This window comes from Acidobacteriota bacterium (assembly GCA_040756905.1).
Lineage (GTDB): Bacteria > Acidobacteriota > Aminicenantia > JBFLYD01 > JBFLYD01 > JBFLYD01.
This window is the reverse complement of record JBFLYD010000057.1, coordinates 53,747-66,187: the sequence shown is the minus strand read 5'-3', so window position 1 is coordinate 66,187 and position 12,441 is coordinate 53,747. Positions and strand designations below refer to the sequence as shown.

General features: G+C 32.5%; 11 protein-coding genes. All 11 read left to right on the top strand.

Features of this window, described 5'->3' with window-relative positions; translation table 11 throughout:
* The first annotated feature begins 321 nt into the window (after window positions 1-321).
* The 11 genes from AB1410_10040 to AB1410_09990 all read left to right on the top strand — a co-directional run bounded on the left by AB1410_10040 (window position 322) and on the right by AB1410_09990 (window position 12,396).
* A complete protein-coding gene (locus AB1410_10040; GenBank protein ID MEW6457036.1) occupies window positions 322-1,278 on the top strand; it encodes a hypothetical protein in 957 nt (318 codons plus the stop codon).
* Window position 1,279: 1 nt separating this feature from the next.
* Complete coding sequence (locus tag AB1410_10035; protein MEW6457035.1) at window positions 1,280-2,323, top strand: NHL repeat-containing protein; 1,044 nt, start codon at window positions 1,280-1,282, stop codon at window positions 2,321-2,323.
* Window positions 2,324-2,480: 157 nt separating this feature from the next.
* On the top strand, window positions 2,481-2,723 hold the full coding sequence (locus tag AB1410_10030; GenBank protein MEW6457034.1) for a hypothetical protein: 243 nt from the start codon (window positions 2,481-2,483) through the stop codon (window positions 2,721-2,723).
* 591 nt (window positions 2,724-3,314) lie between these two features.
* On the top strand, window positions 3,315-4,319 hold the full coding sequence (locus AB1410_10025; protein ID MEW6457033.1) for a 6-bladed beta-propeller: 1,005 nt from the start codon (window positions 3,315-3,317) through the stop codon (window positions 4,317-4,319).
* 214 nt (window positions 4,320-4,533) lie between these two features.
* The gene (locus tag AB1410_10020) at window positions 4,534-4,983 is read left to right on the top strand and encodes a MauE/DoxX family redox-associated membrane protein (protein ID MEW6457032.1); all 450 of its coding nucleotides are present in this window, start codon (window positions 4,534-4,536) and stop codon (window positions 4,981-4,983) included.
* 216 nt (window positions 4,984-5,199) lie between these two features.
* A complete protein-coding gene (locus AB1410_10015; protein ID MEW6457031.1) occupies window positions 5,200-6,459 on the top strand; it encodes an efflux RND transporter periplasmic adaptor subunit in 1,260 nt (419 codons plus the stop codon).
* Window positions 6,460-6,607: 148 nt separating this feature from the next.
* A complete protein-coding gene (locus AB1410_10010) occupies window positions 6,608-9,832 on the top strand; it encodes an efflux RND transporter permease subunit (GenBank protein ID MEW6457030.1) in 3,225 nt (1,074 codons plus the stop codon).
* A 218-nt stretch (window positions 9,833-10,050) separates the two neighbouring features.
* Window positions 10,051-10,983, top strand: coding sequence for a 6-bladed beta-propeller (locus AB1410_10005; GenBank protein ID MEW6457029.1), 933 nt, complete (start codon window positions 10,051-10,053; stop codon window positions 10,981-10,983).
* 229 nt (window positions 10,984-11,212) lie between these two features.
* Window positions 11,213-11,680, top strand: a complete 468-nt coding sequence (locus tag AB1410_10000; protein ID MEW6457028.1) for a nucleotidyltransferase domain-containing protein — start codon at window positions 11,213-11,215, stop codon at window positions 11,678-11,680.
* Window positions 11,677-12,132 (top strand): HEPN domain-containing protein, encoded by a 456-nt coding sequence (locus tag AB1410_09995; protein MEW6457027.1) that lies wholly within the window; start codon window positions 11,677-11,679, stop codon window positions 12,130-12,132. Before AB1410_10000 ends, AB1410_09995 begins: the two co-directional genes overlap by 4 nt.
* Window positions 12,133-12,252: 120 nt before the next feature.
* Window positions 12,253-12,396: a hypothetical protein gene (locus AB1410_09990; protein ID MEW6457026.1), complete on the top strand. Its 144-nt coding sequence runs from the start codon at window positions 12,253-12,255 to the stop codon at window positions 12,394-12,396.
* Window positions 12,397-12,441 lie beyond the last annotated feature (45 nt).

Sequence of the window (12,441 nt, the reverse complement as noted above, 5' to 3'; positions counted from 1 at the left end):
GAAATTCAACAGTATCAATAAAAAGTAAAATTTCAAAGGTAAATTAAATTCAAAACATACTCCAGACATTTTAAATTAATCCAATAAATTCAATAAATTGTAGAAATCTCCTATTCAATAGTTTACACTCAGTTTACAGTTTACACTCCAAAAGAATCCAATAAAATCAAAGAAAAGATCAGGTTTTAAATTATCAAAACTGATAATTAAGAATAATTTCAATATTTTTTAAAATCTCTAACTTATTGATAAATAAAGATAATCAATTTTGGCATAAGATTTGCTTAATTTCTATGAAAAGATTAAGGAAAAGGAATAATCATGAAAGCGAAAAGTTATTCTGGAATTCTATTCAAGATAACAAAATCGAAACTTTTCTTGTTCACGGTCATAATTATTGTTCTCTTTAATATAGGAGCAATTTACTACATTTTGAAATATAGAAGACATAATGAAAATATTTCTAAGCCCTTTAAACTTCATTATGGATATAAAATGCAGAATTATTCTTTTAAAGATAATAAAGGTCAGGTTTTTTCAAGCTTCTCCTTATTAAGAAAAACTAAATTATTTATGTTTTTTAGTCCCAAAGCCAATTTAGGTCCATTGAAATATGCTGACACACTTTATCATAAATACCAAGAGGAAAATTTCATAGTCTTTGGTATTTTTTTAAAAAATATCAACTTATGGAAGATAAGTCCTGACCTTAGCGATATATCAATTCCTATAGTGTATGATAAGGATAAATCACTTCATAAAAAATTTGAGGTAGATTCTCAACAAGCCCTAACTTTGCTTTTGGATGGAGAAAATATTGTTAGATTTGTTGAATTGTATTTAATAGAAGAAAAGTTAATGAAGTTATTAGTGGAAAAATTTTTGTCCAAATCTATGAAAGAAACAAGATCTTTTAAAATTGGAGAAAAAATCCCAGATTTAACTGTTTGGGATATTTCAAGAAAAGAAAAATATTTACTGCATGATATTAAAGATAAATGCATTTTATTCTTTGCCACAGATTGTACTCCATGCAACAAAGAAAAGTATTTTAGTATCATAAAAAGATTCGAAGATGAACAGGGAGAAAACAAGAGAATCATGAGTATTTTTTCGAGAAATTTTTTATTGAAAGAGCTTTCTGAATTAAAGAAACGATACAAATTAGATTCGTCAATTTATCTTTTAAGAGAAGATATTACATTTGATATGCCTATTTTAATTTGGATAGATGATCGGGGATTTATAAAATCTATAAATCAATTAAGAGGACTATAAAATGCATAAGGTGAAGATATTTTTAAGGATATTTGCAATAGCATTATTGTCCTTTGGTTTTGTTATTCAAATCGATGGACAAAAAGCTATTTCTGAGAGAGAGCCCTTGATGTTTAAGACATTGTTTCCCGGTATTGAGAAATATATAAAATTTCCAGTTGGCATAGAAGTAGATAAAGAAGGAAATTATTATATTTTAGAAAGAGAAGAACAATGTATAAAGGTCTTTAAATCAAATTATAATTATAGTCACAAAATTGGAGAGATAGGCCAAGGAAAAGGAGAACTCTATAACACCCAAGATTTTTGTCTCGATAAAAATGGAACGGTTTTTGTTGCTGACTCAGGGAACAGAAGAATTCAATATTTCTCTTCAAAAGGACAATACCTTGGAGGATTCAATGTGCAATTTCGGCCTCGTTCTATTAAGGTGAATTCTAAAGGAGAAATCTATGTTACTGGTAATGCAGATCTCAAAAATAACACGATTATCTCTGTCTTCAATAAAAAAGGAGAGGTTTTGAGAAATTTTGGAAACGTTGATGCGAAATACAAAGATGACCTAATTAAAATAGTTTTTAACAAAAGGACTTATCTTGATATAGATCAAGAGGATAATGTCTACATTACTTTTGAGGCAATTCCAAAATTCAGAAAGTATGACAAAAACGAAAAATTGATATTTGAAAGAGAAATAAAAGGTCCTGAGATAGGTAGAATAATGAAAAAAGCAGCAATTCCTATCGCTGATCACAAAAAACAAATTGTATCCAATATAATTGCTATAACGCATGATATCAGAGTTGATGAAAATGGAAATATTTTAATAGCCTTAGGAGCTCCCTATATATATCAATACAACAGAGAAGGGAACAAAGAGAAGGTATATCATTGTTATTATTCTGAAAACGGAGGTAAAAAAGAAATAGGGCTTTTTAAAATATTTTCTTTAGGATCTACAAAGATTTTAGGAACAAATCCTTTCACCAATTGTATTATTTCTAATAAGAAAATAAAAGAGGATTTTTATGAGGTGTTGAATTGAAAACAGAACTAATGCAAATTGGAAAGTAATTAAAATCAATGGTTTAAATGATATATCCTCAAAATCAAATTTGCGGTAAACAAAAAGGGTGGAAAACATTCACTTACAATCAATTGCAAATTATTGAACAGTCTCAATAAAAGGAGGTGAATATATAATGAAACGAAGAGACGTGGTACTCTCTTTAGTAGTGGCTCTGACCTTAACGCTTCTTCTTATTCTAATCACACCTTATATTTATTCACAAATATCGGTTATATGTGTAACTGGGCCCTGCCAGTGTTATTGTAGGAGTACTCCTCAAGCTTCTGAATGCACATGCATAATGTGGGAAAATGGAAATTGTGCGTGTTGGTGTGATGATGGAACCGGTACGAGTTGTCAGGCTGTAGCTATATAGGATCTTAACAAGATCAAACTCGTCTTCTACAGTTAATTTTTAAAAATTTTTATAAAGACGGGGTTCTATTTAAAAGCCTCCGCGGGTGGTTGAATAGTCTTTAAAAAAGGAGGTGATTAATAATGAAAGTGAGAGTGGCTGTATTTGCATTAGCAGTTGTTTTGACTCTCGTTGTTTTTCTTACTCTAATCACACCTTATCTTTACTCAGATTACGCTTCCTGCGGTAGCGGATCATGCAGGTGTTCTTGTAGTGATACTTCTTGTAGGTGCGATGCTGATAAGGGGGCGTGTTCGTGTTACTGTGCGAGTGGTGGTCAAGCAAGTTGTGGCGAGCTTGTCAACTAAGACTTCTCTAAAAAGGTTTAGCAGGAGGGGTTCAAAAACCTCCTGCTAAACCCTCCATGAGAGTAATGTTGATAAAGATCTGAAAAAGTATTAAATTAATAAAAGTATGAATTCTATGAGAAAAGAAAGTAAAACACTAGAAAAAAGTTTAATAATATTAATCTTAATTTTTTCTATTGCTTCATGTAAAAAAAGCCAAAACAAACTTCAATGGAAAGGCTCCAAAATGTTGAGAGGGAATACAATGATTGTATATAATCCCTCTCGACCAGTAATAGATAAGTTTAGGCTGGATTTAGAAGACCAGTTTACACTTGGGCATCAGGAAGACGAAAATTACATATTTGAAAGAGTAAATCACATTGCTTTAGATAATAGGGGAAACATTTATATTCTGGATAGCAAAAATTGTCAAATCAAAGTTTTTAGCCATTCGGGAAGACATGTAAACACAATAGGAAGAATAGGGCAGGGCCCTGGGGAATTTCCTGAAGAACCTTTTGGAATACAAATTGTCAAAGATTTTATTTATGTGCTTTTTATTAACCACGATAGAATAGATAAATTCGATCTTCAAGGTACTTATTTGAAAAGTATTAAAATTCTACCTTATACTGGCGTTTTTTATATTGACAGTAAAGAAAATATTTTTGCTGAGTCAGCGATATGGGATGAGAAGGGGGAAGCCAGAAGAATCGCCAAAATCAAGAATAATAAAATAATAAAAGAGTATTCTTCTTTTAGAAGATTGGATCTGAGAAGTGATTATCTGATGTTTCGAAGTGATAAAGGGATGCTCGTATATGGACGCAAGAATGAATATAAATTTTTTATTACCGATGACAAAGACCTAAATGTAGAGGTAAATTGTGAGGTATCTCCAATACCTTATTCAGAGGAAGAGAAAAGGGAGCATCTTAAAAACATAGAAAAAATACCTCCAACCTGGCGGAAAGACTATACACTTCCTCCCTTTAAACCCTTTATTTCATGGATATTGATTGATGACTTCGGTTGGATTTGGGTTGTTCGAGAGGGGGTTTCTAAAGATTTATATTTTTGCGATATCTTTGACTCTCAAGGCAGATATATTTATCGAACATCTCAATTATCTCCGGAATTTGTACCTAAAGTCATAAAAGGTGAATTTATATATACAATATATGAAGATGATGAGACTGGAAATATTCTTATAAAAAAATTTAAAATAAAAAATTGGCCGCCATCTTCAAAATATTATGTTTATTGAGAAATAGGAGATAATAATTTTCCCCATAGAATATAAATTAAAATAGAATATCATACTGTTTATAAAGATGAATAGTGATATTTAAAAATCAATCATTTTAGAATTCAAACTGAAAATTCATTAAATAGAGTTTTATAAATTAATTTGTGGAAATAAAAATTAAGTATTTAATTACAAATGTGAGTACATTAAAAAAATTTGTATGAAAATGACTATGAAGAATAAAATATTAACCCTTTTAAGTTCCTCTCCAATTCAGACCTTCTCTCAGATTATCCTTGGTGGAATATTTATCTATGCAAGCATTGGAAAAATTGCATATCCTTTGGAATTTGCAGAAATAATCTATAACTACAAAATACTTCCTGATTATCTAATTGGGATAACAGCAATCATACTCCCATGGATAGAGCTTATATCTGGAATACTTCTAATTTTAGGAATTCTTGTAAGATATTCAGCTCTCATACTCTCATCTCTTCTGATTATTTTTATCATAGCAATTCTAATAAATACCATTCGAGGTATTGATATTAACTGTGGATGTTTTTCAGTTAATCCATATGAATCTAAAATAAGCGGATTTTTATTAATCACAAGAGATCTATTAATACTCATTCCAGGAATTATCATTGTTTTCTTAAATAAAAGCTCAAAACAATAAGAATTTGAGATATTTTTAAAAATATAAGAAAGAAAAATCTCATGCAAAAACTTATAGAAACACATAACTTTCTGGAACTTATGAATTTATAGAGAATTTAGAAGAAAGATTTAAAACTCGAAGAGGAGAGATAGGAAAAAAGCTCTCTGAATTCGAAAAAAATCTTGCAACTAAAAGAATTTAGTGATAATATTTTCAGGAAATTTGGTGGGTGAAATGAAGAGTAAAGATATATTGAGAGTTTTAACTGGTATTGTAATCCTTGTATTATTGATGGTTGGGTCCTATCTTTATTTTAAAAAAACCTCATCAGAGGAGAATAAGGAAGGAGTTACATCCTCAGGTTCAACCTCAGTTTCTTCTTCAGCCCCTATGAGTAAAAAAGAAGAAGCACCTCTTCCTGTGAGAGTAATCGATGCAAAATATGGGGATTTGATAATGAGGCTAAAGACTGTAGGAGAGGTAGTTGCAAGAAGGAATGTGAAAATGAAATCTGAGATAAGGGGGATCGTTAAAAAGATTTATGTAGCAGAAGGGTTCAATGTAAAAGAGGGAGATCTATTATTAGAGTTTGATGACAGAGAATACAGGCTAAAATTAGAAGAAACAGAGGCAACGAGACTAAATCGATTGAGCCAGTTTTACATTCAGAATCAATATGCTGTAAAGGAAACTCAAATGACCGAAGAAGAGAGAAGAAAAATTGAAGATAACAGAAAGAAATTTGAAGAAATTCTTAGTCTATTTAGAAATGGAAAAGCCTCTGAGAAACAGGTTGAAGAGGCAAAAAGAGAATACGAAATCTCATTGATTGAAGCAGGTGAGAAAAGGGAAGATATCCTTGCTGCAAGCACTCAATTGACACAAGCTGAGATTGAGTATAAAAGAGCTAAAATTGACTTGGATAGAACCAAGATCATCTCACCTTTTCCAGGGATTATCACAGATATAAAAGTTTCAGAGAAGGAGAATTGTGAGACTGGGAGGGAGCTTTTCACGATTGTGGATTTAGATTCAGTAGAAATAGAGGCAAAGATACTTGAAAGCGAAATAGGAAAAGTTTTTCCTGGGAGAGAAGCTTTGATGAAATTCTCTGCCTATCCTTCCAAATTTTTCAGGGGAAAGGTTAAAAGCATAAGTCCCCTTGTCAACCCAGAGGATAAAACCTGTAAGGTATTTATAAGCATTGCCAATCCTGAAGAAAGAATTAAATCTGGAATGCACTGTGAGGTCTTCATTGATTCAGAGATTTATAAAGAGAGATTGATCATCCCTCAGGAAGCTGTTCTTGTAAGAGGAGGAAGAAGGCTCTGTTTTGTTGTGGAAGGAGAGCTTGCTAAATGGAGATACATAGATTCAGGTTTAGAGAATGAGGAATATGTAGAAGTTTTAAATGGAGTCACAGCAGGAGAAAAAGTAATTGTTGAAGGACATTTCACTTTAGCGCATGATTCGAAAGTAAAAATTATAAAATAATCAGTAAACAATGAACTGTAAACAGTACTCGGAAAGAAGATAAAAAATTAACAATTAAAAATAAATTAGAAAAAAGATTCAGAATTAAGGATGGAGTAAAGAACTAAGAACTGAAAGACTAATGGCTAAAAGTTAAAGGCTAATCAACATGAAAGGGTTGATAGGATTTTCAATAAAGCGACCTGTTACAGTTTCGATGATTTTCCTTGCAATAATTCTTTTTGGGTTTGTATCCCTTCGAGAACTTAGCGTTGACCTTCTTCCTGATATAAGATATCCAAAGCTAACAGTAAGAACAACATACAGGGGGGCAGCACCAGAGGAGATAGAAAGCTTTATCACAGCTCCCCTTGAGGCAATGCTCAACACAATTCCTGGAATAAAAAACATTGAATCTGTTTCGAAAGAAGGGCTTTCGGTAATTACACTGGAATTTGCATGGGGAACAGATATGGATTTTGCACTCCTTCATACAAGGGAAAAATTGGACAGTGCAAGGTATTTTTTGCCCCAGGATGCTGGAAGGCCAACGATAATTCAGTATGACCCCCAGAGCAGACCGATAATGACATTGGCTCTTTCAGGTTCAAAAACTACATCAATTGTAGAATTGAATTCTTTTGCCGTTGAAATGCTAAAGCCAAGATTAGAGCAGATTTATGGAGTTGCAGAAGCTGAAATTTCAGGAGGTGTTGAGAGAGAGATTTACGTTGATATTGATCCCAAGCTTTTGGAACTTTATAAATTAGATATTTCAGAAGTTGCATCAAAAATAGATGCTTTCAATGCAAGTCTTCAGGGAGGATTTATAAAAAAAGGAAGATTCAAGTATGCCTTCCGGGTCAAAGGAGAACTTGAATCGGTAAAAGATATAGAAAGTATTCCTCTGAAAAGGACAGAAGAAGGTGGGCTGATTCGCCTTGGTGACATCTCAAGGACTTATGAATCGATAAAGGAAAGAGAAGGAGTTGTTAGATTGAATGGAGCAGAATGTCTCGGAGTCCTTCTGTTCAAAGAAGCTCAGGCAAACACAGTAAAAGTTACAAAAGAAATCAGGCAAGTTCTTGCAGAAATTAAAAAGGAAAACCCTGGAACAGATTTGGAAGTAATCCAGCAGGATTCAAAGCTTATTGAGGATTCAGTTTCATCTTTAACCCAATCAATTCTAATAGGAGCTTTGTTAGTTTTCTTTGTCCTTGTCTTTTTCCTCCAGAATTTCAAGGACTCAATAATAATTGCAGTAGCAATTCCCATAGCAGTGATTTCAACTTTTAACCTTATGTATTTCAGAAATATTACATTGAACATAATGTCTCTTGGAGGGCTTGCGCTTGGAATAGGAATGTTTGTTGAAAACTCTATTGTGGTAGTTGAAAGCATTTATCGACGAAAGGTAGAAGGAATGGGTGCTGAAGATGCATCTTATTATGGGACAAAAGAAGTTGCGATGGCAATTGTTGCAGCTATTTTTACAACAATTGCTGTATTTTTCCCTGTTGTTTATGTTCATGGAGTTGCAGGTCAGCTTTTTAGAGATCAATCGTTGACTGTTACATTCTCCCTTCTTGCTTCGTTATTTGTTGCACTGATGCTTCTTCCGATGCTCACTTCCCGTGAGGTTAAAATAAAAGAAATTGGAATCATAGAAAAAAAGGAAGAAAAAAAAGAGAGGAAATTTTTCAGAGCTTTTATATCACTGATTAAGAAAATAATATCTTTTGTGTTTGATTTTATATTATCAAGCATCTTTCAGGCAATCCAATTTATATGGAAACTTATTACAAAAATCCTTAGACCATTTTTTAATTTTGGCTTCCGAGTGTTTAACTCTGGCTACAGTAAATTTTATTCTGTTTACCACAGATTTCTCGAATGGAGTCTTGATAATAAAGGAAAAGTATTGTTGGTAATGGCTTTAATCTTAGCCCTTACTTTTTTTATAGGAATAAACCTGAAAAGGGAGCTTATGCCGAGGCCAAAAACATCATATTTTGAGGTGGAAATTAGAACGCCTGTTCAATTTTCTTTTGAGGAAACCCAGGAGATTTTCTCAAGGATTGAGAAGGATATTCTTGAGAATGAATCGATGGAGTTTGTTTTTTCCCAGGTTGGCATCATAGGAGGAGCAGAGAGCCTGAGGTATGATGTTTCAATCAATTCAGGAAAGCTGGTTGGAAAGACAAAAAGTTATCACGAGCTTCCTGAGGTCCTTTCTTTTGTTCGAGATATTCTAAAAAAATATCCTCAGATAAGTTATTCAATAAGGGAAGAAGAATCTGTGATGACAGAATTTCTTCAATTTGCTGGAACAGGGATTCAACTTAAAATATTCGGAGATGACCTCGATAAATTAAAAGGGATTTCTCAGGAGCTGATGAATAACATGGAAAATGTGAGAGGAATAACTGATCTGAATACAAACATTGGAGAAGGAAAACCTGAGATTCTTGTTAAGATGAATTATTCTTCCCTTCAAAAGTTTGGGATTTCTCCGGCAGAATTGGGAAATTATCTTGTAAATTCTGTAAGAGGAAAGGATGCCACACAATTTAAAGAATTTGATAAAAAAATCGATGTGGTTGTGAGGTTTGACCCTGAATACAGGGAAAGAATTGAAACATTGATGAATCAGCAGGCTGCATTTAAGGGAAATTTAATTCCTTTAAGAGATTTAGTCTATTATGAAATAATTCAAGGGCCTGATGAGATAAGAAGAGAAAATCAACAGAGAGAGCTGATTTTGAAAGCAAATCTTTCAGGAGAAAAACTCTCAAAAGTCATTCCTGAAATTGAAAGGGAAATAAGAAGAATTGGACTTCCCTCTGGGTATAGAGTAGTAATTGGGGGAGAAAGGGAGGAGGCGAGTAAGTCGTTTAAAAGCCTGCAGATGGCATTTCTACTCGCATCCATTCTTGTTTTCATGATTCTCGCGTCCCAGTTTGAATCCTTATTTCACCCTTTTATCATTGTTTTAACAATCCCGATGGGGCTTGTGGGTGTAATATTAGGATTATTTATAACAAATCAATCGATAAATGTGATGGCAGTGATTGGAACAATTGTAATGGCAGGAGTTGTTGTTAATGACGCAATTGTTAAGGTAGATTATATGAATTATCTTAGAAAGAATGGACTTTCCCCAAGAAGTGCTATTTTAAAGGCATCGGAGGTAAAAGTAAGACCCGTTGTAATGAACACAATTACTGATGTGTTTGGAGTTCTTCCTACTGCGATTGGATTAGGAGCGGGTTCTGAACTCCAGCAGCCCTTAGCAATCGCCTTTATCGGAGGATTAACAGTTGCCACAATCCTCACAATAATCCTAATCCCAGTAATATATGAGATATTAGAAAAGAGAAAAGACAAAAAATAAAGAGCCAATAAAATTAAGGCAATGAAAAAAACTTTAATTTTTAATTTTGGTTTGATTTTAGTATTTATTTCCATTGCCTTACTTTTCTCAAATAGTAAGATATAAAATTATAATAAATGAAAAGATATAAAAAAATAAAAACACAAATTGAACTTATTTTTTTGAATTTTTGTCAGAAAATAGATGAGAATATATAATAATAAGGAAAAGGAGAAGGGATGAAAGATAAAGTCAAGAAAATTATTTTATTGACACTGGTTCTTGGAATTGCATCAATGAGTTCTTCTTTAGGTAAAGAAAAATGGAAGGGAAAGGTCTTTAAAGAGGGAGAAATTACAATCATAGAAAATGAAGGGGATGGATTATGGGGAAAGAAGATTGAAGAAAAAATAAAATTCGAAGAAACATTATCTCTTGGAGTGGAAGAAGGAGAAGATTATTTAATGTTTGGACGTGAGGTTTCAATTGATGTCGATCCTTCACAAAATATATATCTGTTAGACCATCAGAATCACAGAGTTTTGAAGTTTGATAAGAATGGAAAATTCCTCTGGCAGGCTGGAAGAAAAGGTCAGGGGCCAGGAGAATTTCAATACTCTATGGGGATAAAAATTACACAAGAGGGTAATTTGGCAGTTTTAGATGGTGGACGTTTGATTCATTATTTCAATCCAGATGGAAAGTTTGTAAATACAATGAGGTTGGATAAATCTTTCCATGAAATCGAATTCCTAAGACATGGAACAATGTTTGTGAATATATTTGTTAGGGGTCAGCCTGGTATTACTGCTGAATATTATTCAAAGGATGGGAAATTTTTGAAAAAATTTCCTGATGAATACTACTATGGGCCAAAAATACCACCAGGAGTTGGGTTCTCTATGGGAGGAGCATTTAAGCTTTCTAAAGATAAAATTTATCTCAGTCTTCCTGAAAAATATGAGATTAGAGAATATGATTTAAATGGAAAGACTTTAAGAAAGATTATAAGGAATGTTAGTCTTAAATCTCCTGAATTTAGAATATTTGCTGAGGGAAGAAGAATAACTATGCGACCTAAGGATATTTCAGGACCATGTTTTCCGTTTAAAGATGGAATGATAATAAATTCTGTCAGTTTTGTTAGGGGAAACGAAAAGAAGCCTTTTTAGGAAAACTATATTGATTTTTTTAACAACAAAGGTCAATTTCTCAGCTCCATTAAATTACCAGAAGGTACAATGCTTTCAATGATTGATTCCTCTTACAATTTTTACTTTATCCAGTCTGACCCATTTGTTAAGATTATCCGCAAAATCCTAAGAATTCATTAATTATTCAGAAATTACATTCTTCCCATTTTTCTTGACCTTAAAATATAGAGCCAATAAAATTAAGGCAATGAAAGAAATCAAAAATTTATTAAATGAAATTAAACTAAAGATTCTTTCTTTGGGTAAAACTCTTGAAAAAGCTGAGGCTATTGGAGTCTTTGGCTCTTTAGCGAGAGGAAAGAATTTTACCAATAGAAGCGATATCGATATTTTTGTGATAGTGAAAGAAAAAAAATCAGATACAGATCAATACTGGTATAATGAAATTTTTGAGGTTTTAAAGGGTTTTGGAAGAGATGTTACAGTTATGGTGTATTCTTTGAAAAGCCTGAGGGAGATTTCCAATTGGTATGTATTAAGACTTGTTTCAGAGGGTATTATTATTTTTGATAAGGGCAATGTTAAAGAGCTTTTTAAAGAGATTATTCAAACTGCTCTGGATGCAGGTTTGGTTGAAGAGAAAAGAGGAAATTATAAGGTGTGGACAATTCCATTTCTTAAACCTGGGACTTCCATAGAAATAAAGCTCAAATGACCAATATAGAAGAAGTAAGAAGGAGGATTAAGGAAGCGGAGGAATGCCTTAGAAGAGCTGAGAGGAATATTGCTCTTAAAGACCATGTTGTAGTTGTTCAAAATTCTCAGCTAACAATCGAACTTTGTGCTAAGTCTATTATTTCGTATTTCGAAGAACCCATCTGGAGTCACAATCCCAGTGATCAGCTTTTAAAGGTTATTAAAAGACTAAAGACAAAAACAACGGGAAAAGCGGATTTATTTTATAAAGAAATTAATGAGCTCGCTAAATATGTAAAAGAGGCAGCACCATGGCACGCCTGGTCTACTTACAGTAGAGAAACTGAAAAAGGCTGGCAATCCACTTCAGAATTATGTACAGAAATCATCGCTAAAGAACTCCTATTCAAAGCTAATAAATCTTATGAGATAACAAAAAAGGTTATTAGTTTATTTGGAATAAAGGATTAATATTAAACTGAATGGAAAAAAGGAATTGGAATAATTTTTGATAATCCTAAAGTTATTCCATATAAAAATTTAATTTTTGTTACAAAGGAATGTAAGGAAAAAGAAAAAAACAAATATAAGATGGATATATTTGAAAATTATAGTTACAAAGGAACAATAGATGTAAAAGGATATGCCGATGCAATTGATAATGAAGGGGGAATATATTTTGCTGAAGAAGAAAATTTCCCAGAGATTGTAAGATACCAAATTGAAATAAGATAAATAAAACAAAGGATTTCAGAAATTTTACTGAGGATTACTGGAGGC